We start from the raw sequence: 21,596 nt of genomic DNA, 5'->3' as shown, positions 1-21,596 counted from the left end.
AGCCGGCGGCACCCGCCCGAGCGACGTGGGCCACCACCTCGCTGCCCATGGTCTGGACTGACGCGGCCGGCTGGCGCCTCAGACTCTCTGAGCTGACGACGTCGGCCGGTCCGACGCCGGGGCTGCCTTCGTCGTCGGCCCAGTCAAGTGACCTGGACGTCGTAGCGGCGGGGCGCCAGTTCCGCCCTGTGACCTTCTCCGTCGACGGTGTGGTCGACCGATGAGCGGGCACGTGATCGCGGCGGTCCCGACGGGCATCTGCCAGCTGCCGGGCATGAAGGCCAACCCCGTGTGCGCTGCCCCAGACCTGGTGCACGGCGCCGTTGGACAACTCGCCGGCGGCGCGGTGAGCTCGGCACTCCGAGAGACTGCGGAAGCCATGATCGGCGCCGCGAAGGAGGTCGCCGGTGCAGTGGCGGCATTCCTCACCACGCCTGGCGATCTCCAGCTGACCCAGTCGTGGTTCCAGAGCAGCCTCGGCAACATCTTGGCCGCCTGCGCCAGCTATGCGGCCCTGCTCTTCATCCTCGGGATCGGCAGTGCGGTGCTCAAGTCGTCCGCGGTCGAGCTGGGGCGGGTGGTTGCCCACACCGTGATGGCCTTCGCCGGGTCGACCGTTGCCGTGGTGGTCGTCCAGATGTTCGTGCTCTTCACAGACGCGACGACGGCCCAGCTGTCAGCTGGCACGCGCACCGACATCACGAGCCTGTTCTCGCGGCTGATGGAGCCGCTCGGTCCCATGCCATCAGCCAGTCCGGGGCAGGCCGTACTCGCCACGCTGCTTGGTGCGCTGATCGGCCTAGGCATGCTCGCCGTCTACGTCGAGCTGTTCGTCCGCAGCGTCATGATCCACGTCGTCGTGTTCTTCGTGCCCCTGATGCTCGTCGGGACCATCTGGGCCCCCACGCGTGGTTGGGCGAAGCGTGGAGCGGAGTTTTTGGGGATCCTGGTGCTCTCCAAGTTCGTCCTCTTCGCAGTCATCGCGCTCGGCTGGTCGGCCATCGACTCGTTCCGAGCCGACGAGCTGGCGACATCGTGGTCGTCAGTCTTGACCGGCGTGGTGCTGGTTGCCGTTGCCGCCTGGATGCCGTGGCTGCTGTTCAAGATGCTGCCTTTCATGGAGAGCCACCTGCGGTCCGCGATGACGCGCCGCGAGGCCCAAGCGGGTCTTACCGCTCCGGCAACAGCCGTCGCCACGCCTCTGCGCACGGCGCAGAGCCAGCTCCAGCGCGCTGGACGAGTCGCGCTGGCGGTTAAGACGGGCGGCGTCTCGGCCGCCGGGGCTGCCGGAGCCGGGCTCGGGGCGCTCGGCAAGCCGAAGGCGCCACCCGCCATGGCGGGAGGGGCGGCTGCCTTTCCTGCGCCTTCGGCACCGCCACGCGTCAGCGGTGCGCCGATCAACACAGGCGCGAAGGGTAAGCCGGGGGACCGTTCATGACCGCGCAGGCGCCAGCGGCCGAAACGCTGACGGTCGAGTTCGGTCCGCTCGAGCAGCGTGGAGTCGTGTTGGGCGTCTCCGTTCCGGGACTTGCCGTGATCGCCGGCTCGGTGCTCGGCTGCCTCCTGTGCCTGCTCGTAGCAGGCGGGACCTGGGGACTCCTCGTTGGGCTGGGGATGCTGTGTGCCGGCCTTGCGGCAGCCCTTGTTCAGATTCGCGGTGCCACCGCCGCAGAGTGGGCTCTGGTGCTCGCTGCGTACTCGTGGCGGATGGCGGCGGGTCGGGGCCGATGGATCTCAGCGTCCCCGACAGCGGGACGACGCCGAGCTTCGTCAGCCGGTGTGCCGCAGGATCTTCCAGCAGTTCTGCAGCGTGCCCGAACTCGCGTTGTCGGCGTGCCGTGGGGCGATCGTGAGGCCGGCATCGTCATCGACGGCAACCTCGCCGTCGGAGTACTTCGTGCTCGATCGGCGGGCGCCTTCCTGATGATGGAGCCGGGCGACCAGGCGGCACTGACCGGGCACTGGGCCGAGCTCATCGGGTCCATCGCCGACGCTGGCTCTCCGTGGGTCCGGCTGCAGTGGATCGACACCACGACCCCGGTCGACGGAGGAGCACTCGCCCGCTTCGTCGCCGACGCGATGTGCCAGTCCGCTCGGGAGATCGGCACGCCGCAGCACGAGGCTCGGGCCAGCTACGAGCGGCTGTTGCACCGCGCGGCTCCTGTGTCGGAGTCGCACGACCTGCTCGTCGCGCTCGCGATGGACCCGAGACGGGTTGCCCGGCAGGTGAGAGACGCGGGTGGAGGGGACCGAGGACTGGCCAGCGTCTGCGCCCGTGGCCTGGAGCAGGTCGCGTACAAGCTGGCGAGCGGGGAGGTCGTCGTCGACGGCATGCTCAGCCCGCGGCAGGTGGGCGAGGTCCTGCGGCGACACGTCGATCCCGGGGAGCACCGATACCAGGCGGAGATCTCGGCCGAAGGTCAGACCCCCGACCTGGCGGGTATGGACACCGAGACCGCGTGGACCTTGGTGGGCGAGGAGCGCTTCTCGGTGCACCGCACCGATGGAGCCGTGCACACGACGCTCTGGGTCAAGGAGTGGCCGCGCCGACCGTCCCGCGTCGACTTCCTCGCTCCGCTCCTGCTCCGCACCGGTTCCGTCGCACGTTCCGTGTCGGTGACCATGGCTCCGGTGGACGGCGCCGCAGCCCTGCGGGCCGCAGAGGGAGCGGCAACGGCCGACGAGTCCGATGACGCCCTGCGAGCGCGCTTCGGGGTCCGGACGTCGTCGCGCCGGCGTCGCGAGAACGAGATGGCTCATCGTCGCGAGGACGAACTTGTCGACGGCTACGACGACGTCAGGTTCTCCGCCTATATCACCGTGTCGGCGCCAGACCTGCCCGAGCTCGAGGAGGCGGTCGCGGAGGTCCACTCACAGGCCCGGGCGGCCAGGATGCGGCTAGTTCGCCTTGCTGGTCAGCAGGCGGAGGCGTTCTGGTACACCGCGCCACTGTGCCGAGGCGTGCGATGAGCCGACTGCCGAGCGCCTCGGTCACTCCCGGTGGCGGCCGCGGTTGGGTGCGTCAGCGAACGCACCGGGTCACGACCCGGCACCTGCAGGCGGCCTACCCGTTCCAGGCACAAGGCGCGATCTCGACGTCCGGCTGCCTCATCGGCATCGAGGTGAACGGCGGGGGAGCGTTCACATACTGTCCGTGGACGTTCGAGGCCGAGCAGCCGGGACTCCTGTCCAACCCCAACATGCTCGTGCTCGGCAACCAGAACGCCGGCAAGTCCACCGGGGTGAAGGCTTACCTGCACCGGCAGGTCGGGGTCTTCGGACGTCGCGCCCTCGTCATCGACGTCAAGCGCGAGTACGTGGCGCTGGCCGAAGCCTTGGGCGGCTCAGTCATCTCTTTGCGGCCTGGCGCCGGAGACGGCTGCGGTGCCCGGCTGAACCCGTTGTCGCCGTGGGCGGAGCACACCGATCGCCTCATGCTGCTGTATGCGGTGTGCGAGGTAGCGCTGAGTCGGCCGTTGACGTCGACCGAGAAGGCGATGGCGCGCATCGCACTGCGTGAGGCGGAGCGCGCCGACAGCGGGCCGACGTCCGGTGAGGCCACGCTGCCGGATGTGGTTCGGCTGCTGTTCAAGCCGACAACGGAGATGGCTGGTCAGCAAGGCGTCACCAAGCAGACGTTCGCCAGCGATGCGCGGGAACTGACCAACGGTCTCGACGAGCTGGTGTCGGGGCAGCTGCGAGGCATGTTCGACGGCCCGACCAGTGACGGCATCAGGATCGACGCGCCGTTGTTGGCGCTAGACATCGCCGACGCTGGTGGCTCGTCGGGGATGGGGATCCTGATGCTCTGCGCCACCGCGTGGCAGCGAGGGCTCATCGCAGCTGGCAAGCGCGCCGGCAAGGTCCAGCCGACGATCCACGTCACCGACGAGGCCTGGAGGGCCTTGGCCCTGGCGCGGGAGGCGGAAGCCGCTCAGGAGAGGACGAAGCTGTCGCGCGACCACAACGTCTCGTCCATCTACCTGGTGCACAAGCTGGCTGACCTGCGCGCCTCTGGCGAAGAGGGCTCGCGCGTCCGGCAGATCACCGAGAACCTGGTGGCTGACTGCGCCACCCGCGTCATCTACTCCCAACCTGCTTCCGAGATCTCGACGCTGCGCAACGTCCTCGGTCTGACCGAGACCGAAGTCCGCATCGTGACATCGCCTCGTGTGATGCGGACAGGACAGGCGCTATGGAAGATGGGCGACCGCTCCTTCCTGGTGCAGACCCTGCTGGCGCCGGAAGAGGTCGCGCTGACCACCACGCGCGACACCATGGCGTCCTCCGCTCCTCTCGTCGCGGCACGACGGGTGGCCGGATGAGCACAAGGGGATCGACGCACGCAGGGCCGGCCGTGGACCTGGGCGTGGCGGTGCTCGTGGCGATGGCCGCGACGGCTGCTGCGGCCGACGCAGTCCTCAGCTGTGCGGCCTCGATCACGAATGCTGCAACCGGTCACGGCTGGGCCTGGCACGTCGTCACGCTTCGCGCACAGACGCCCCATCATCTGGGCGGCCGCGAGGCGGGCGTCCTCGACTCGGCCGCGGTTCAGCCGACGGTGTTCTGGATCGTGAGCGCAGCGCTCACGGCACTAGGTCTCGTCGCGCTGATGGCTGGCGTGCTGGCTTGGCGACGCCGTATGCGGCCCGAGGCCGGCGCCAGGTGGGCGTCAGCTCGAGGGGAATTGCTCATGCGCGTGCCGGCCGCGCCGGAGCGTCGGCGCCATCGACTCGTCGCTGGTCGAAGCCGTCGCACGGGACGACTTCTGGCCGGGGAGGACTGCATCTCGGCCATCGCCATCGGGCCTAACGGCAGTGGCAAGACCACGTCGCTCATCATCCCGAACACTCTCGAGTGGGATGGCCCGGTCGTGATGACGACGACCAAACCGCAGGACCTGGAGGACGTCATCGCCGTTCGCTCACGTACAGGGCCCGTGTACGTCTTCGCCGCCGCTGGCCTGCCCGAGGGCAGCCTGCGAGGCGCACGGTTCCGTCAGGCGTCCTGGTCGCCGGTCGGCTACGCGGCCGACGCCACGTCGGCCGACCGCATGGCGGAGTGGCTCTGCGAGGCGTCAGGGCTGGCGCGCGACGACCGGGCTCGCGCGTGGGTGCTGCAAGCCCGAAAGCTGATTAAGCCCCTGCTCATGGCGGCTCATGCTTCTGGCGGGGGGACGAAGCAGTTCGTGCAGTGGATCTACGACGGTCAGGCCGCCGTCGAGCGAGTCGGTGCAGTTCTGGCGGAGCAAGCCGCCGTCACCGGTGCGGCCGAGTGGACAGAGGCCAAGCGCGAGTTCATGTCGACGTGGGCCATCCACGACGAGGGAGTCGGGTCCGTGCTTTTCACCGCCTACGGCATCGCTGACGCGTACTCACGAAGCGCAGATGCCGCGGTCGGCGAGCCGTTCGACGTGGCGCAGTTCCTCGAAAGTGGCAAGGGACGGCACGCCACGTTGCTGATCGTCGCGCCGGAGTCGGACGGTGATCGCTTCGCGCCCGTGGTGACCGCGCTCTTGGCTGCGGTGGTGCACGCGGCGGAGCACCGCGCGGCCGCTCTGGGCGGGCCTCTCCCTTCGCGACTGCTGCTCGCGCTGGACGAGGCGGCCAACGTGCTGAGGTTTCCGCGACTGCCTGCACTCCTCACTACGGCCCGCGGCAACGGCATCCAGCTGCTGCTGGCGTACCACGACCTCGGGCAGCTCGAGCACGCGTCGGGATCGCGGCAGGTCGCTCGGACGATCCTGTCCAACGCGAAGCTGAGGATCCTGCTCCCCGGAGTCGGCGATCTCGAGACGCTGCAGTACTTCTCGCAGCTGCTGGGACGCTCCCGCGTGAAGTCGTCGTCAGTCACGCGAGCGGCTGACGGGGCGCGCTCTACGTCGACGTCCGAGTCGCAGCGCGAGCTCGCGCCGCTGCACACCCTGCGCGAGCTGCAGGCCGGGCAGGCGGTGGTCGCCTACCAGAACCTCGCGCCGATGAGGATTCGACTCCGGCGCAGCTTCGCGGATCGCGACCTGCGCCGCCTCGTCGCCGTCGCTAGCAGAGCAGGAGCGCCTCGTGACTGAGTACATGAACCACACGACCGGGGAGATGCACCAACTCACGGACGTCGACGGCGTGGCTCGCGCGCTGCTGGCCGAGCAGGCCTCGACTGCGCGCCTCGCCCTGCACGTCGAGCGGGTCTCGGAGGAGCTGCGCGAGTGGCGCGAGACGTCCGCTGTGGCGGTCTCGACGGAGTACCAGGACGAGGACGATGACTGGGCGCCGTGGAACTGGCGGCGCATGCCGGACGACGCGGCGCGAGCCGCCATGTCAGCGTTACGCGAGTGGGTGGGCTGGCTGCGTCATCGCTACCCGGTCGCACAGATGTTGCCGCCCTGCTGGCCGCGTCACCCCGAACTGATCGAGGAGCTCTCCGCGCTCCACTGGGCGTGGCGCGCGGCCTTCCACGGTGACGATCCCCGTCCGACAGCGCCGGCCGACTTCCACGCCCACTACCTGCCTGGTGCTCTCGAGCGCGTGAAGCGGTGGGGCGTCGTGTGCGGAGACCTTCACGAGCCGCGGGCCGCGGGCGTCTACGGGCCGGTGCCGCCGCCGTCCACAGCCGTGCTGGACGAGGGAGCAAGGGCGCAACAGAGTGCGATGCCAAGAACCTGGACCGAGGGGTAGTTGATGACGACAGACATAGAACCGCAGCAGGTAGGCGAGCGCCTGAAGGAGGCGCTGCTGGAGCTGCGCGCTCTGGTGGCCGGTGGGGCAGCCGCCGTGCCGGCGCCGGTCGCCTTCGCCGTGGGCGACGCGCTCGAAGCGGTGGAGCTGGCGTTGGGTTCGGCTGGTCACGTCGGGCTGCTGGCACCCCAGCCCACGCAGCCGCCCGCGAGTCGCGAGGACGCATGCCGCAGGCTCGCAGCGGTCCGCAACGGGCTCCTGGAGGTCGCCGGGTCAGCGCCGGCGGCGGCGCGCACGGAGATCGCGGTGGCGGCGAGCATGCTGTGGCCATGGACATCTCCCGCGCAGGTGGACCTTGCGGAGCGCACTTGGTCTGGGCAGGGGGTGCGCCTTGGCGCGGACCGAGACGGCTGACGGAGGCGATGAGGTCACCTACGGCACCGAGACGCACCGCCTGGCCGACGCGCTCATGGAGCTGCACAGCGTCTCGTCCGAGTTTCGACCGGCCGAGAGCGAGCTGGTGGCGACGTTCCGCAACATGGTCGTCGAGGCGGTGACGGACCTTGTTGCCGTCGCAGCCGGAGGTGCGCCGAGGCGCCGAGCGCTCAGCAGCGTAGACGACCTGCAGGTCGCACCGACTGCCTTCTTGTCTCGGGCGCTCCGCGCCTACCCGCGGCTTGCCATCGCCGAGTCACTCAGCCCCGCGGACGCCTTCGCCGCGCACGACCTCAGCCCGACGACTGCGTTGTGGCAGCGAGCGGCACGTCATGCCCTGACGAGTGCGCACATCGCTTGCTCGCAGCCGACGCTGCCGACAGTCCCCGGCGAGCGGACGACGGTGATCGCCGACCTCGCTGCGATCGCGCAGGTTGCTGCCGCGATGGACGGCGCTCTGCAAGGTGCCTTCCGAGCCCTCGGCGATCCACGGGCGGCGGATCTGGAAGCGGCGACGCGCGTAGCCATGCCCGTGATCTGCCGTGAGGTCCGACGCCAGCACGACGTCGTCCAGGGTGACCGCGCCTGGGACTCGGTGCCGCTACCCGGTGCTCCCCGACCGCTGGTCGTGGGTCGCCCCGGAGACTTCAGGCGGGCGACGGTCCGGCTCCGTCGTCTGCTGGACGTGACCAGTGGGCAGCTCGACGTCCGCGGGATAGCGGCGATCGTCCAGGCACAAGCCCGGGACCACTTCCGAATGCACGAGCTGCTGGCGGCTCACGCGCAATGTGTCGGCGTCAGCACCCCACGTGAGGTGGTGTCTCACAGCGTCGCTCACCTTGAGATGGCGCATCTGCTCGCGGACTCGTATCGCACGACGGCGCGTGTCGGGTCGCCGTTCAAGGGAGACCGACGGGCGGTGACGCAGGCGGCCGAGCTGCATCGGGGGATCTCCTCCGTCCCCCTCTCAGCCCCGCCATCGGCCGAGGTGCTCCTGTCCCTGGCCGAGCCGCAGCTGCACGTCGTCGGGGCTCTTGCGCGCAGCGTCAGCGCCGGCTTGGCGGAGGGCCGACTGCTCGTACCCGGATGGGATGACGAGTCAGGCGGTACCGCTTGGACGCTGGCCGAGCGTGCGGCGAACCCGGCTCCCCTTCGACGTCAGCTTGAGGCCATCGGACATAGGTCTTGGGCGGCCTTCGCTCTGCCACCGGCCGGCCCGCGGCTGGAGCCGGTGGGGGCCGTGCGGCATCGACTGGCCCACCTGACTCAGTGACGACCTCGGCGGTGTGCGGTCTCGTGCAGGTACGCGAGGCTCGGCTTCGCCTGCACGACGTCGGCAGGGACGTCCTCGAAGTCGAAGATCCCCAGCGGGCCGGCCGGCCCGGTGACCGCGCGCGCCTGCAAGCACGCGGCCCCGAGCGCGAGGTGCTCCAGGGGTCCGCGCAGCACGAACCATTCAGCGGTGAGGATGCCTCGTTGGGCGTCGCCCAGGGAGGCGAGGCAGACCCGGGGCCCGGCAGCGACGCGCGCGTCCGGAATCAGGGAGAGCCGGTCGTGAGTCGGGAACGGATCAGCCATGTGTCCTCCTCAGCAGGCGGATGCTACTTATAGGTATGTAGACCCATAAGTAGCAAGCGCGAGACGGTCGGTCTGTGGAGGAAGCGCTGCAGGCACGGCTTGGACGGAACCTGCGAGGACTGCGCGCCGAGCGCGGACTGAGTCAAGAGCAACTGGCGGCCGTGCTGGGCGTGCATCGCACCTACATGGGCGCGCTTGAGCGGGGCCAACGGAACGTCAGCCTGCGGTCGCTGGAGCGCCTGGCCGCGGCGTTGGAAGTCGATCCGCTGGAGCTACTCAGACTCACCGACGGCACTTGATCGCCAGGCCACACTCGAACGTCTGTTCGAGTCGTGCCATCATCGTTCGATGGCTGGCGGTCCGAGCGGGTTCCCTCGACGAGCCGGCCCGACGCTGGCCGAGCGGACCGCCCTTACGCGGCAGCAGGCAGCGCCACGACGGCACTGCTGGGTCGACGGCCCGGCCGACAGCCCCGGTCCGTGGCCCGGCCTCGTGGTCGAGTGGCGCAAGGAAGGCGAGGTGTGGGTGGCTAGGACGGTCTACGTAGTTACCGAGCGGAAGGCCCCTCCAGTCCTGGTCGAGCAGTGGCTCTCCTCAGATCGGGTGCGTGCCGCTGACTAGCCGTCTGGCGGTCTGACTCTTCAGGTCCTGCGGGCGGTGCGACAGATGAGGCGTGCGACGTGCCCCCATTGGCCTGGTCGCTGGGTCACAGCCTTCTGGCGTGTTCGGTCCGGACGGCTAAGACCGGTACGGCGCCTGGGGGCTGACTGGAGTCGGACAGCGACCGGACAGGGCGCAGCCAGGCCGCCCGCGGAGCCTGTGAACCTCGCGATGGACCGGAAGCCGTCCAGGCCCACGCCACAGTGACAGGCGAAGGAAGTATTCGAAATGGTTGATTCGCGGTTCAGCGAACCGAGGTCGGTATGGGGAGCGAGTTCGACGTGACCACCACCGGCCCCTTTCATCGGAACCCCCCTCAACCGCAACTGATCCGCGAGAGATACCGACCAGGCGTTCCCGGGCCGAAGGGGCACGTCGGCTGGGTAGTCGCCGCTTCCTTGACATGCGGACTTGTCGCTGCCCTCCTTCTTGTCGCTATGCCGACCATCCCGGCAGAACCGAGCGCGCTTACCGGTGGGGTGTTGTGCGGCTTCGCTCTAGGTTGGGCGATGCTGGCTGTGCTGTCCGTCCGCTTCACCGACCAGCAGCAGCGATGGGCTTGGGTTCTGGCCCTGTTCATGGGTCTCGGTGGACTGCTCCTCATCACATTCGGTTCGGCTGTGAACGACATGCGCTGGGTGTGGCCCCCGGTCATGCTCGCGCTCGCGGTCTGGTCAGCGGTGCATATCCGTGCAGGTATCAGCAGTCCGTTGGGGCGATGGCTCCTCTACCCGGTGATCGGCCTGATGGCGGTCGTCTCCATCGGGGGCGGCTACGAAACGGTTCGTGCCGCAACGGCAGCGAGTGCTGAGAGGCCGGGCCAGCTGATCGATGTGGGAGGGCGCCGACTGCATTTGCACTGCACTGGCTCCGGCAGTCCCACGGTCGTGCTCGAGCCGGGCGCGGGCCTGACGTCCTCGAGCATGGCTTGGATTGCACCGGCGATTGCCCGTAGTACGCATGTCTGCGTCTATGACCGCGCCGGCAGCGGATGGAGCGATTCGGCTGATACCGCCCAGGACGCGGCGCAGATCGCAACCGACCTGCACACAGTGCTGCATCGCGGGAAGGTTCCCGGACCATACGTGCTGGCCGGGCACTCTTTCGGGGGGCTGTATGCCCTGACGTACGCCGCTCGCTACCCAGGTGAAGTGGCCGGCATGGTGCTGATCGACTCCACAGCGCCGGCGGCGGGGCCGATCTCGGGCACTTCATCCACCGGCTCCCACGACCTAATGGGCCGCGCCTCGGCACTGCTCGCGAGCACCGCCCAGTTCGGACTTGCGCGGATCGCAGCCAGTCTCGACTACGGCACATTGCCACCGCGGTCTCGGGATGATGCGCGCGCGACCGCTGCGACCGCCCAACATATCCGCGGCACGGTTGACGAGTACCTTCAAGCCCGCGCCTCGGCCGCACAAGCCGCCACGCTCACCTCCTTCGACGACAAGCCCCTGTTCGTGCTGACTGCTGGCCAAGGCGCTGCGCCCGGGTGGATGGGCAAGCAGAGCAAGCTGGCCGCCCTGTCGACCAACAGCGCGCACAGCGTCGTCGAGGGCGCCAGCCACGTCGACCTCGTCCTGGACGAACGATCCGCGGCCATCACGAGCCAGGCGGTCCGGGACGTAGTCGCTTCGGTACGCACTGGACAACCGCTAAGGAACTGAGCTCAGGGGCGTCGACCACAATATGAGTCGGCCGCCCCGCCGTAGTCTTGCCGTTGATTGGGCGGCTGGCGACTCCCGCCGCTTGATGGGTCGAGTCTCAGTAGACGCTGCTCTGCAGCGTCACACGGTGCATTCATCCGAGGCGCTGGACGAGCGGCGCTCTGTGAGCGCCGGTGGCGCGACCTGGTCCGCGCGGGCCTCCACCCAATCTTGCGTCACCGAGTGGACGCCGTTCGCCGCCAGGCGCAGGCCAGCCGCGGGCTCATACGCGTCACGGCCAGAGTTCTCGAGCCGCGCGGTAGCTCGGCATCGTCGGCGGCACGCGGGCGGGCGAAGTCGCCTGATGGTGATCTGTCGCCAGCCGGTGCGCCTTCCCAGGCGTCGGACGGGATATCGCCGACACGGGCGGCGCACCGTCGCGCCACGGTCGCCAGCTCTACGAAGAGGTGTGGCCCCCGTGTCCGTACTCGTCACGGCGCCACAGCATCAGGGCAAGCATGGCTGGCAGCATGAGCAGGTGGCCGCCGGCGATCATGGCGCTCCCGGACATGGCGCCGGCCCAGACCGCCGGCAGGAGCACCGCGAACGGCAGGAACATCGTCGCGCTCATCTCGAGGACGGGACGCCAGAGGTGGCCGCGGTAGCGCATCCATGCGGCCATCCCGACACTCATGTCGGTGGCCATGACCAACGCCATCACGATGGCGCGGTTCAACGCATCGGCCAGTCCCACGGCGCCGAGGCCGACCTCCCACAGCGGGTGCAGGGCCATCATCCCGACCACCATGGAGATCACCATCTCGACGTAATGTCGGGCGAACGCGCCCCAGGCAGTGGGGGCGGGAACGTGTGGCAGCTCGGCGTTGCGCTGGCGGAGTCTGCTTCCAAGCTGGCTGTTGCGCGTCATGGGGCGTCCTAGGGTCGGGGGAGGGGATGTGGGTCGAAGCGACGTTGATGAGGGCTCGCGCCGCAGAAGGGGCGGAGTGGTCGCCCCGCGAGGTGAAGGCGCTCAATCGGCTGGCGCCTACCTGGATGCCATGGCGAGGGGCCTGGCGCTCTGGGCTGCGAGCGCGTCGGCCAGCCATGCGGCGTCGTCTTGGACGAAGCCGAGCAGGGCCGAGCCTCGGGTGTGCTGCCATGGCAGGCCGAGGAAGGCGAGTCCTGGCTGGCTGGTCAGGCCGCGGGTGTGCCGGACGTTGCCGGCGGTGTCCACCACGCCGGGGACGTCGAGCCAGTTGTAGTCGGGCCGGTAACCGGTGGCCCACACGACCGATGATGGGGTGGTGCTGGTGCCGTCGGCGAAGTGGACGCTGCGGCCGCTGACGTTGGTCAGCCGCAGCCGAGGAGTGATGGAGGCGCGGGCGAGGTCGCGCGGCCGGGTGCCGATGACCAGGTCACCCCGGCGTCGCATCCGACGTGCGACCAGCGAATCCGCGGGCTTGGTCAGCGCCCCGGTCCGGGTCAGCCACCAGAACAGGTCCTGACCCATGACGCGCTGGGGCAGCATCGGCGGTCGGGAGCCTGCGGCGAGGATGACGGGTCGGGTCGCGGCGAGCTCGAGGGCGATCTGGAGACCGGAGTTCGCGGCGCCGACCACGACGACCGGTCCGTCGGGGAGCTGGTCGGGGTTGCGGTACTGCGACGAGTGCAGCGTGGTGATGCTGGCGTCCAAGGCCGTGGCGACGTCGGGCACGTGCGGCGTCTGGAACGGGCCGGTGGCAACGACGACCTGCCGGGCGGTGATGACGCCGCCGGTCGTCTCGGCGACGAACGTCTGGCCATCCCGGGTCAGTCGGGCCACCGTGGTGTTCAGCCGGACGGGCAGCTCGAAGGCGGTGGCGTAGCTGCGCAGGTAGTCGGCGACCTCGTCCTTGGTCGGGTAGCTGCCGGCGGGCGCGGGGAACGCCACGGCGGGCAGGGCGTCGTACTCGGCGGGGGTGAACAGGCGCAGCGAGTCCCAGCGCGACCGCCACACGTGGCCTACCTCGGGGCCGGCCTCCACGAGCAAGAACGTGCGCCGCTGCTGGCGCAGGTGCCATCCGATGGCCAGGCCGGCCTGGCCGGAGCCGACGACGAGCACGTCGACGTCGGCGCCAGCGGTGGTCTGGTGGGCTGTCATGGCGGTCTCCTTGGGTGGGGCGATGTGGTGTCTCACAACACGTGGGGCAGGCGGGGGCCGGACGTGTTCAGCTCGTGCGGGTACCCGACAGTTCGACCGGCTCCTCCCCTCTGCCTGCGGTCGAGCGAGGGCTGGTCGGACAGCGCAAGGACGAGCCCGAGCGCGAAGGTGAAGGCGATGACGAACATTGTTGGCTCCGTGGTGTCGGCTGCTCCGGGGTGGAGCGGGAACGACTCCAGGCTGCGGTCGGCGAGAGCCTGCTCGCGCCGGCACAACGGCCAGGTTTCGTCACCCGGGCGTTCGTCGGCCGAATGCACGCCAACGGTCTCCGGGCGTACCGGCGTAGGTGCGCCACACGTGCCGCCACGGGACGACGGCGATGATGAGGAGCACCAGCGAGCAGCTCAAGGCCGTCTCGGCCGTACTGGCGTCGATGTCGCCTGCGGCGTACCGGGGAAGGGCGACCAGCCCGAGCCACGGACCTTCCAGACCGTCTCAAGGACCAGCAGCGGCAGCATCCACACGGGATGGCGCAGTCCGAGGAAGGCCAGGATCGACATCGCGGTAAGGATGCACAGGGTCACGCCCTCGAACAGCGGCATCGTGTGCGCGGCAGGGAGCAACGGCCACTTCACCAGGGCCAGGCCGACTGCCATCAGCAGGTAGCCGGCGCGCATGGCGTACAGGCGGGTCAGTGGCAGGTCGTCGCGTCGGTGCGTCGTGCCGCCGGACGACCGGTCGAGGGTCTCGCTGATGGCGGTCGCATGGGTGACGGTGGACATGGCGTTTCTCCTGGTCTGGTGAGGCCGCGGGGGCGGGTGTCAGGCCCAGCGGGTGAGCGCGACGGCTGCGGCGCTGACGGTGGCCAGGGCCAGGCCGAGCAGGACCAGGGTGCGCGGGCTGCCGGGGTGGCCGGGCAGGTCCAGCTGCGCGGTGGGGTAGTCGATCATTTTGGCCGCGGACTGTGCGGTGCGGTCGCCGGACCGTGAGGCCAGGTAGGTCAGGGCGCCGTCGAAGCCGGGTGCGGAGGCTTGCATGGCGTCGACCGAGACGTGGTGGGCGGTGGCCCAGGCGCTCAGTCCGGGGTCGAGGTCTGCGGTGCCGCCGGCGCCGGGGACGGCGAGCCGGTCGACCGTGGTGTCGGCGAGGGTGTTGGTGGTCAGGACGAGGCCGTGCCGGGTGGTGATGGCGCCGTGGTCGCTGAGCGGGACGGCTCGGGCGGCGTAGGAGACGTCGTAGACCTCGAAGGCGCTGGCCACGTCGATCTCGCCCATGCCGTCGCGCAGGGCGATGCCCAGGGTGGGGCGTGCCAATGGCATGAGGGCGTTGAGGGCGACGGGCCAGTCGCTTCCCGCGAAAGACTGGGCGGGGATGGTGGTGTCTCCGTCGAGCGACCAGCCGGGGTAGGCAACGCTCGCGCCGACCTTGGCGGCCTCGGCTCGGCCGGCAACGTCGGCCATGACGCGCAGGGCGCCGGGGATGCCGGAGGTGACACCGGCGGTCGTGGTGATCCGTCCGTCCTGGACGTCGCGCTGGCCGCGGACCCAGTGGACCTGGGGTCGCTGCTTGCTCAGTGCGCCGATGCGGGACCAGTGGCTGGTGGCGGTCCGCCCGTCGAGCAGGCCGGTCGCGGCCAGGACCCGCGCGCCGGCGCACACTCCGAGGATGTGCGCACCGGCGTCGGCCTGTTGCGTCACCCAGGCCCGCAACGCCTGCTCCTGCTCGCCGTCGGGGGCGTTCACCGCAGGTACGACGACGACGTCGGGCTTGGGCGCGCGGCCGCTCGTGGTGTCGGTGAACGTGTAGGTCGGGACGATGGCGGGGCCGCCCTGTGTGGGGGCGGGGTCTCGGGTGGCCGCGACCGTGTAGACGAGGAACTGCGGCGAGCTGGCGAAGACCTCGTACGGACCGAGGGCGTCGCTGGTCACGGTCCCGGACGCCCCGAGGACGACGGCGACGACGTACGGGGCGCCCTTGGACGGGTGGCTGACGGGCAGGGGCTCGTGGTGTGCGGTCGGCATGCTGTGCTCCTGGCTGTTGGTGGTGCGCAGTCCGGCGACGGCGATGCCGGCCAGCGCGACGAGCGCGAGGACTGCGATGGCGATGGCGCGGATGGTGCGGCGCCGGGGGGAGGACATGACGGTCTCCGATTCTTCGGACGTGGCGGGTTCCTAGCGGGCGGCGGCGACGACCTCGGCGATGGCGTGGGCGGACAAGGCTGCGCCGGTGGGGTCGTCCAGGAGCGCGGTGTGTGCCAGTTGCGCGACGACGTGCCGGGAGTTGGTCGACAGCGCGGCCATCTCGTCCTGCGAGGTTCCCCAGCCGGGGGTGTTGTCGACGGTGTCCTGCGCGGTCACGACGACCAGTGGCGTGACGCCCATCGTGGTGAGCGCCTGGGCCTGACGGAACGCGGTGGGCAGCATGACCTGCTCGGCGCGCATGTTCCGCAGCGCCCGGGGGCTGACCGCGAACCGTGCCGCCTGGGCTGCGGCGTCACCGGGGAGGCCAGGGGTGAACACCGGGATGGCGGCGTGCCAGATGCTGGTCCGGGCCAGGCTTGGGGCGACGGCGGCGACGCGGCGCACGACGTTGTACTGACCGGTGAAGGTGGGCTGGAGCTCGACCTGGTGCGGGCTGGCGCTGTCCAGCAGGACCATCCCGGCGACCTCGTCGCGGTAGCGAGCCGTGTAGGCCAGGGCGTAGACCCCGCCGCTGGAGTGGCCGGCCAGGACGAACGGGCCGGACTCGCCGGCGTTCTTCAGCAGCGTGTGCAGGTCGGCGACGACATGGGCGGCGTCGCTCGGGTGGGGTGAGTCCTCGCTCCAGCCCTGCCCGGCGCGGTCGTACGCGCAGACGCGGGTTGTCGCCGCGACCTGCGGGGCGATGCGCGCCCAGTACGGCGAGGTCTCCTGCAGGCCGTTGAGCAGGACGACCGTCGGGCTTCCGGTGCCGGAGCAGTTCAGGTGCAGGCGGTAGCCGCCCACGTCGACCATCCGGCCCGGGGCGGCACTCATGGCCGCGTCGGCCGGCTGCGTCGCCACCTCGAACACCCCGCCGGCACCGGCCAGCAGCATCAGGACGGCGGCCGGGTAGACGAGCATCGCGCGCCGACCGCCGATGTGACGTCGCGCGCTGCGGGCGACCCAGATGGCGAGGACGACGAAGCCCGGTGCCCAGATCCACGTCAGGCGGGTCATGGTCGGCTCGCCGGGGTTGGCCAGCAGCAGTGCGACGCCGCTGACGCTGAGGATGGTGGCCGGGATGGGCGCCCATCGCTGGGGGCGGCTGGTCAGCTTGACGCTGGCGGCGGCCAGCAGGGCCCACCCGGTCGCGAAGCCGACCAGGGCCGTCGCCACGACCGTGGCCTCACTGCTGCCAGCGGCTGGTCCGAGGGTCAACGCCGCGGCCACCACGACCCCGAAGGCGAGGGAGGCGGCGACGACCTTGCCCAGCGGTCCGTCACCGGAAGGCGCTTGCGCCTCCCTGGTCGGGTCGGTCGCCCCGGCGGCCCCGGCGGGCGCGGCGGACCGCGTGGACCTGGCCGTCTGGCTCGGGCGCTGGGGCTGCGTGGTCGTCATGACGCTCTCCTTGGTGGGCCTTGCGGGGGGTGCGTGGCCGCTGTCACCACGGTGGTCGGGTTCGCTGGTGGTCGCCCCGGTCACATGGCCAGGACCGTGGGATTGCGGTGCTGGTGTCGGCTGGGTGCCTGGGGTGCCGGCGGTCAGCCGCGGAACGGAGCGGTGCGAACGGCGAGGGTGAACCCGCCGTAGCGACGCAGGTACGCCGCACGGCCCTGCGGCACCCTGCGGGCCTCGTCGCGGAACGCGGCGGTGAACTCGCGCTTGAACCCGGCTCGCGGGTGCGCGGCGACCACGTCGTCCAGCACTGCCGGGGACAGCTGCCAGGAGCGCAGGCCGACGACGTCGACTGCGGCTCCGGCCGACAGAAGGTAGGCGACCGGGCCATGGGTCAGGGTGACGCCCGGGCTGTGGTGCAGCGTGATGGCGCTGAGGAGCGTGTCGGTGGCGGCACTCGACAGCCCGACCTGCTCGGCAACCTGCCGGGCGGTGCGCGCACTGGCCAGGGTGAAGTCGACCGGCCGCTCGGGGCTGCGCAGGCCGACGTCGTGCAGCAGCGCTGCGGCGTACAGCACCTCGTGGTCGATCTCGAGCCCCTCGAGCTGGCCGACCGCGGCGCCGAACGCGAAAGTGCGCTCGGAGTGGTTGAGCAGCGCCGGGGTCAGCCGCTGGCGGGCCACGTTCAGCGCTGCCCGGGTCAGCGCGGAGTCCGGCGCCGCCTTGGACCGCACGGGCGACGTCTGGCGACGTCCGGAGTTCAGCCGCATCGCCATGGCCAGTCGTCCGGTGAGGTTGGTGACCAGGGCGGCCATCAGCGGTCCGGCCAGCTGACGTCGCTCCGCGGCGCTCAGCTGCCCGCCGGTGCGCTGGACCCACTGGTAGGTGCCCAGGTCACCAGCCGGCGCAGGCGGTGCGGCAGGTCGCGTGCCGTCCGGCTGGCTGGGCCGCGGGCTGGGCCCCGGATGGTTGGGATCCTGCTGGCTGAGGGCCGTCTGGGGTGCGTCCGGCGGGGTGGGGTCGTCGTGCGATGCGCGGGTCATGTCAGCTCCGGTGGGTCGTCGTGGTGAGCCGGTGTCCGGCTGCTGGGTGCGGGCGTCCGGGGTCATGGCTGGTCACCGGGCCTGGACGGTGAAGGGGGCGGTGATGACGTGGCCGTCAGCGAGGCGGAACTGGGCCCACAGCTTGTAGATGCCCGCGCTGTGGAATCGGAAGTGGGCGTCCAGCTGGGGGCCGAACCGGGTGCCGGGCAGGGCGAAGACCGGGTCGCCGTGGGAGTTCTCGCCCTCGGCGTGCTCGTGGGCGAAGTCGCCGCCGTCGGCGCGCAGGACCACGATGTGCCCGGCCGCGGCCAGGTAGGGCTGCAGGTCCTCGACCGGCTTGCCGGTGCTGGCGTCGGTGAAGGAGAACGTCAGGTCGGACGTCGCGTCGGCGTGGGCCTGCCCGGACAAGGTGACCCGCACCCCGTCGATGACCTGCTGGCGCGGGCCGGCGGTCAGCTCGGCTGAGGTGTTCGTTGAGGTCTTCGGGGTCTGGTCGGCGACGGTGATGGTGTGCCGGTCCAGGATGTTGTTCATCGAGCCCTGGCGGGCGAACTCGGTGTGGATGTCGTAGGTGCCGGCGGTGGGGAACGTGAGCGTGACGGCGAGCTGGCCGGGGCGTCCGGTCGGTTCGGGGTGGACGTGGGCGAACGTGCCGAGGTCGTGGCGGGTCACGATGAGGTGCATCCACACCTCGTGGGTGCGGGTCAGATCGGTCACCGGGGCGCCGGTGGCGGTGTTGCGCAGGGTCAGCAGCAGGCGGACGGGCTGACCGGGTCGAGCGGTCGCCGGGACGGCGTACTGGACGGTGACCCCGGCGACGCCGGCGTCGACGGGCGGTACGTCGGTCGTCATCATCACCGTCGTCGACGGGCGCATCGTCATGCCGGTGCCCTGCAGCCAGGCGAGCTGGCCGTTCATCCCGTGCCCGGCGGCGTCGGAGCGGCTGGCGACGGTGAACCCGGCGCCCAGGGCGATGGCCACGACGGCGATGCCGGTCAGGAACGCCCACTGGGTGACGCGGTCGCGCAGCGGCGGACGCAAGATCTCCTGGACCGTGGCCGGACGGCGGTAGCGGCGCAGCCGCAGCGCGTTGGTGACCACGCTGACCGAGCTCATCGCCATTGCCGCGGACGCCAGGACCGGGTCCAGCAGGATGCCGTGCCACCAGTACAGGGCGCCCGCAGCGACCGGGATGAGCGCCAGATTGTAGACGAACGCCCATCCCAGACCCTGCTTGATGGTGGTCACGGTACGGCGGGACAGCGCGATGGCCGAGACGATGCCGCGCAGGTCGCCCCCGACCAGGGTGATGTCCGAGGCGGCCACGGCGACGTCCGCGCCGGTACCCAGGGCGACGCCGAGGTCGGCGGCGGCCAGGGCGACGGAGTCGTTGATGCCGTCGCCGGCCATGGCGACGACGTGGCCCTGGCGCTGCAGGGCGACGACGTGGTCCGCCTTCTCCGCCGGCAGCACCTCCGCGACGACGTTCTCGATGCCGACCTGGCGGGCCACCGCAGCGGCGGTGGCGGCGTTGTCGCCGGTCAGCATCCACACCTCCAGCCCGAGTGCCTGCAGCTGCGCGACGGCCTCCGCGGACTCAGGCTTGAGCGGGTCGGCGACCAGGAACACGCCGGCCGCCTGACCGTCGACCGCGACGAGCATCGGCGTGGCGCCGTTGCGGGCGCCGGCGGTAGCCGCGGCGTCCAGGGCGGTGTGGTGGACGTCGTGGGAGGCCAGCAGCCGGGCGTTGCCGGCCAGCAGGCGGTGCCCGGCGACGGTGGCGTCGATGCCGTGACCCGGGACGGCCTGGAACGCGGTCACCTCAGGCAGCGGCAGGCCGCGGTCACGGGCTGCGGCCACGACGGCCTCGGCGAGCGGGTGCTCGCTGCCGAGCTCCGCGGCGGCGAGCAGGCTGAGCAGCGCGTTCTCGCTCAAGTCGCCGACGACGGTGGCCCCGGTCAAGGTCGGCTTGCCGCGGGTCAGGGTGCCGGTCTTGTCCAGGACGACCGCGGTCAGTCGGCGGGCCTGCTCGAGCGCTTCGCCGGACCCGATGAGGATTCCGAGCTCGGCGGCCTTGCCGGTGCCGACCATGATGGCCGTCGGTGTGGCCAGGCCCAGGGCGCACGGGCAGGCGATGATGATGACGGCGATGGTCGTGCCGATGGCCAGCGTCCAGCGGCCGTCGTCCGGCCCGAACACCGCCCAGGCGGCGAACGTGAGCGCAGCAAGTGTCAGGACGACCGGGATGAACCATGACGAGACCTGGTCGGCGAGGCGCTGCATCGGCGCCTTGGACCCTTGGGCGTCCTCGACCAGGCGCACGATCTGCGCCAGCGTGGTGTCCTGGCCGACGGCGCGGGTGCGGACCAGCAGGCTGCCGGTCCCGTTGAGGGTGGCGCCGATGACGACGTCTCCGGCGGCCTTCTCGACCGGCAGGCTCTCCCCGGTCAGCATGGACTCGTCGACGTTGGACGAGCCGTCCTCGACGACCCCGTCGACCGGGACCTTCTCTCCGGGGCGGACCCGGACCAGGTCGCCGACCACGACGTGCTCGACGGGGATGTCGACCTCGGTGCCCTCGCGCAGCACCCGTGCGGTCTTCGGTGCCAGGCCGACCAGCGCCTTGATGGCCGCGGCGGTCTGCTTCTTGGCCTTGCCTTCCAGCCAGCGACCCATCGTGACCAGGGCGAGGATGACCAGCGAGGTCTCGAAGTACACGTGCAGCGGCAGGCCCCACGCCTGGGCCTGGGCCGGCCACAGCGTCGCGAAGGTGCTGTACCCGTAGGCCACCAGGGTGCCGAGCGCGACCAGCGTGTTCATGTTGGTGGCACGGTGGCGGGCGGCGGCCCACGCCTGGGCGTAGAAGTCCTTGCCGGCCCAGAACTGCACGACCGTGGTGATGGCGAAGATGACCGGCATCAGCCAGTCCATCGTGTCGATCGGCAGCGGCACGTACATCAGCGCCATCAAGCTCAACCCGGTGGCCAGGGTGACCTGCCACTTGCGCTTCAGCCCAGCCAGCTCGGCGTCCCGCGCCCGCTCGTGCTCCACGCGGCGCGTCTCCGCTGCGGCCGGTGTCCCCGGCTGGGCGGCGGAACCGCCGGTGGACGGCCCGGCAGCGCGCGGGTCGGGGCGCAGGGTGCCGGTGTAGCCGGCGGCGGCGATGGCTGCGGCCATCTGGTCCGGTCCGACCTGCGCCGGGTCGAAGACCACCGAAGCGGCCTCCGTGGCCAGGTTCACCTCGGCGACCTGCACCCCGTCCAGCTTGGCCAGGACCTTCTCGACCCGCCGCACGCACGAGGCACACGTCATGCCGCCGATGTCCAGCGTGCATGACTCGGCCTCGGCCGACGAGAGCGCGGTGCCGGTCTGCTCGGCCGCCCTCGCGGTGGTCGCGACGACGTTCGTCGGGAACACCGAGTCGACTGCCGGGTCGACTGCCGGGTCGGCGGCCGAGGTGGCTGCGCGGTGGGTCGGGGTGGTCGTCATGGCGAGCTCCTGCTCCGGGTGACGGTCTGACGGATGGACCCTGTGGTGCTGGGCTGGCTGGTGGACGGCGGTGCTCCGGGCCAGTGCGGCTGGCTACGGCCGCAGGGTGTAGCCGGCCTCGTCGACGGCGGCGGCGACGGCCGAGCGGTCGACCGGGGCGCTGGTCGAGACGGTCACGGTGCCGGTGGGGAGGTCGACGGCGACCGACTCGACGCCGGAGACCGCGGTGACCTCCGCGGTGACGGCGGTCCGGCAGTGCTCGCAGGTCATGCCCTCGACCTGGAAGGTGGCGGTCCCGGTGAACGTGCTGGTGGTGTCGTGGCTCATCAGTTCTCCTTGAGTGGTGGTGGTGGGAGTTG

18 protein-coding genes are annotated in these 21,596 nt (G+C 70.8%); 9 read left to right on the top strand and 9 right to left on the bottom strand.

The annotated features are described in order from the left end of the window. Positions 1 to 220 precede the first annotated feature (220 nt). Genes ACYVJ4_RS00725 through ACYVJ4_RS00695 form a run of 7 tightly spaced genes read left to right on the top strand, consistent with a single transcriptional unit; the run spans position 221 to position 8,379 of the window. A complete protein-coding gene (locus ACYVJ4_RS00725; protein ID WP_460458183.1) occupies positions 221 to 1,438 on the top strand; it encodes a hypothetical protein in 1,218 nt (405 codons plus the stop codon). After that, positions 1,435 to 2,970, top strand: coding sequence for an SCO6880 family protein (locus ACYVJ4_RS00720; protein ID WP_460458182.1), 1,536 nt, complete (start codon positions 1,435 to 1,437; stop codon positions 2,968 to 2,970). Before ACYVJ4_RS00725 ends, ACYVJ4_RS00720 begins: the two co-directional genes overlap by 4 nt. Beyond that, on the top strand, positions 2,967 to 4,325 hold the full coding sequence (locus ACYVJ4_RS00715) for a hypothetical protein (RefSeq protein ID WP_460458181.1): 1,359 nt from the start codon (positions 2,967 to 2,969) through the stop codon (positions 4,323 to 4,325). The genes ACYVJ4_RS00720 and ACYVJ4_RS00715 overlap by 4 nt, the downstream gene beginning before the upstream one ends. 32 nt (positions 4,326 to 4,357) lie before the next feature. Beyond that, positions 4,358 to 6,067 (top strand): type IV secretory system conjugative DNA transfer family protein, encoded by a 1,710-nt coding sequence (locus ACYVJ4_RS00710; RefSeq protein WP_460458180.1) that lies wholly within the window; start codon positions 4,358 to 4,360, stop codon positions 6,065 to 6,067. Further along, a complete protein-coding gene (locus ACYVJ4_RS00705; protein WP_460458179.1) occupies positions 6,060 to 6,671 on the top strand; it encodes a hypothetical protein in 612 nt (203 codons plus the stop codon). Before ACYVJ4_RS00710 ends, ACYVJ4_RS00705 begins: the two co-directional genes overlap by 8 nt. Before the next feature lie 3 nt (positions 6,672 to 6,674). Next, on the top strand, positions 6,675 to 7,085 hold the full coding sequence (locus tag ACYVJ4_RS00700; RefSeq protein WP_460458178.1) for a hypothetical protein: 411 nt from the start codon (positions 6,675 to 6,677) through the stop codon (positions 7,083 to 7,085). Next, a complete protein-coding gene (locus ACYVJ4_RS00695) occupies positions 7,063 to 8,379 on the top strand; it encodes a hypothetical protein (protein WP_460458177.1) in 1,317 nt (438 codons plus the stop codon). The genes ACYVJ4_RS00700 and ACYVJ4_RS00695 overlap by 23 nt, the downstream gene beginning before the upstream one ends. Here ACYVJ4_RS00695 and ACYVJ4_RS00690 read toward each other — a convergent pair. After that, entirely contained in the window at positions 8,373 to 8,684 is a 312-nt protein-coding gene (locus ACYVJ4_RS00690) for a hypothetical protein (RefSeq protein WP_460458176.1), read from the bottom strand. The two genes, ACYVJ4_RS00695 and ACYVJ4_RS00690, sit on opposite strands and share 7 nt — an antisense overlap. Before the next feature lie 74 nt (positions 8,685 to 8,758). On the opposite strand from ACYVJ4_RS00690, the gene ACYVJ4_RS00685 reads away from it, so the two are divergent. Beyond that, positions 8,759 to 8,983, top strand: coding sequence for a helix-turn-helix domain-containing protein (locus ACYVJ4_RS00685; protein ID WP_460458175.1), 225 nt, complete (start codon positions 8,759 to 8,761; stop codon positions 8,981 to 8,983). 870 nt (positions 8,984 to 9,853) lie between these two features. Further along, positions 9,854 to 11,011, top strand: a complete 1,158-nt coding sequence (locus ACYVJ4_RS00680; protein ID WP_460458174.1) for an alpha/beta fold hydrolase — start codon at positions 9,854 to 9,856, stop codon at positions 11,009 to 11,011. Positions 11,012 to 11,447: 436 nt separating this feature from the next. Here the strand turns inward: ACYVJ4_RS00680 and ACYVJ4_RS00675 are convergent, their stop codons facing one another. The 8 genes from ACYVJ4_RS00675 to ACYVJ4_RS00640 form a co-directional block, all read right to left on the bottom strand. After that, positions 11,448 to 11,918 carry a hypothetical protein gene (locus tag ACYVJ4_RS00675; protein WP_460458173.1) on the bottom strand — a complete coding sequence of 157 codons (471 nt, stop codon included), beginning with the start codon at positions 11,916 to 11,918 and terminating at the stop codon, positions 11,448 to 11,450. A gap of 117 nt (positions 11,919 to 12,035) precedes the next feature. Continuing rightward, positions 12,036 to 13,130: a flavin-containing monooxygenase gene (locus ACYVJ4_RS00670; protein ID WP_460458172.1), complete on the bottom strand. Its 1,095-nt coding sequence runs from the start codon at positions 13,128 to 13,130 to the stop codon at positions 12,036 to 12,038. 404 nt (positions 13,131 to 13,534) lie between these two features. Beyond that, positions 13,535 to 13,912 (bottom strand): hypothetical protein, encoded by a 378-nt coding sequence (locus tag ACYVJ4_RS00665; protein WP_460458171.1) that lies wholly within the window; start codon positions 13,910 to 13,912, stop codon positions 13,535 to 13,537. A 39-nt stretch (positions 13,913 to 13,951) separates the two neighbouring features. Further along, entirely contained in the window at positions 13,952 to 15,268 is a 1,317-nt protein-coding gene (locus ACYVJ4_RS00660; protein ID WP_460458170.1) for a DJ-1/PfpI family protein, read from the bottom strand. 33 nt (positions 15,269 to 15,301) lie between these two features. Next, complete coding sequence (locus ACYVJ4_RS00655; RefSeq protein ID WP_460458169.1) at positions 15,302 to 16,708, bottom strand: alpha/beta fold hydrolase; 1,407 nt, start codon at positions 16,706 to 16,708, stop codon at positions 15,302 to 15,304. A gap of 143 nt (positions 16,709 to 16,851) precedes the next feature. Next, positions 16,852 to 17,748, bottom strand: coding sequence for an HD domain-containing protein (locus ACYVJ4_RS00650; protein WP_460458168.1), 897 nt, complete (start codon positions 17,746 to 17,748; stop codon positions 16,852 to 16,854). A gap of 72 nt (positions 17,749 to 17,820) precedes the next feature. Beyond that, positions 17,821 to 21,237 (bottom strand): heavy metal translocating P-type ATPase, encoded by a 3,417-nt coding sequence (locus ACYVJ4_RS00645; protein WP_460458167.1) that lies wholly within the window; start codon positions 21,235 to 21,237, stop codon positions 17,821 to 17,823. 93 nt (positions 21,238 to 21,330) lie between these two features. Then, complete coding sequence (locus ACYVJ4_RS00640; RefSeq protein WP_460458166.1) at positions 21,331 to 21,564, bottom strand: heavy-metal-associated domain-containing protein; 234 nt, start codon at positions 21,562 to 21,564, stop codon at positions 21,331 to 21,333. Positions 21,565 to 21,596: the final 32 nt, after the last annotated feature.

The sequence above is a fragment of the Angustibacter peucedani genome, assembly GCF_054779595.1.
Note: the sequence above shows the minus strand (reverse complement) of the source record. Positions and strands in the feature narration are given on the sequence as shown.

Coding starts and splice junctions, on each gene's coding strand:
- ACYVJ4_RS00665 (WP_460458171.1), bottom strand. CDS start 13,912: ATGTCCACCGTCACCCATGCGACCGCCATCAGCGAGACCCTCGACCGG.
- ACYVJ4_RS00650 (WP_460458168.1), bottom strand. CDS start 17,748: ATGACCCGCGCATCGCACGACGACCCCACCCCGCCGGACGCACCCCAG.
- ACYVJ4_RS00675 (WP_460458173.1), bottom strand. CDS start 11,918: ATGACGCGCAACAGCCAGCTTGGAAGCAGACTCCGCCAGCGCAACGCC.
- ACYVJ4_RS00680 (WP_460458174.1), top strand. CDS start 9,854: ATGCTGGCTGTGCTGTCCGTCCGCTTCACCGACCAGCAGCAGCGATGG.
- ACYVJ4_RS00645 (WP_460458167.1), bottom strand. CDS start 21,237: ATGACGACCACCCCGACCCACCGCGCAGCCACCTCGGCCGCCGACCCG.
- ACYVJ4_RS00670 (WP_460458172.1), bottom strand. CDS start 13,130: ATGACAGCCCACCAGACCACCGCTGGCGCCGACGTCGACGTGCTCGTC.
- ACYVJ4_RS00640 (WP_460458166.1), bottom strand. CDS start 21,564: ATGAGCCACGACACCACCAGCACGTTCACCGGGACCGCCACCTTCCAG.
- ACYVJ4_RS00655 (WP_460458169.1), bottom strand. CDS start 16,708: ATGACGACCACGCAGCCCCAGCGCCCGAGCCAGACGGCCAGGTCCACG.
- ACYVJ4_RS00715 (WP_460458181.1), top strand. CDS start 2,967: ATGAGCCGACTGCCGAGCGCCTCGGTCACTCCCGGTGGCGGCCGCGGT.
- ACYVJ4_RS00725 (WP_460458183.1), top strand. CDS start 221: ATGAGCGGGCACGTGATCGCGGCGGTCCCGACGGGCATCTGCCAGCTG.
- ACYVJ4_RS00660 (WP_460458170.1), bottom strand. CDS start 15,268: ATGTCCTCCCCCCGGCGCCGCACCATCCGCGCCATCGCCATCGCAGTC.
- ACYVJ4_RS00690 (WP_460458176.1), bottom strand. CDS start 8,684: ATGGCTGATCCGTTCCCGACTCACGACCGGCTCTCCCTGATTCCGGAC.
- ACYVJ4_RS00700 (WP_460458178.1), top strand. CDS start 6,675: ATGACGACAGACATAGAACCGCAGCAGGTAGGCGAGCGCCTGAAGGAG.
- ACYVJ4_RS00720 (WP_460458182.1), top strand. CDS start 1,435: ATGACCGCGCAGGCGCCAGCGGCCGAAACGCTGACGGTCGAGTTCGGT.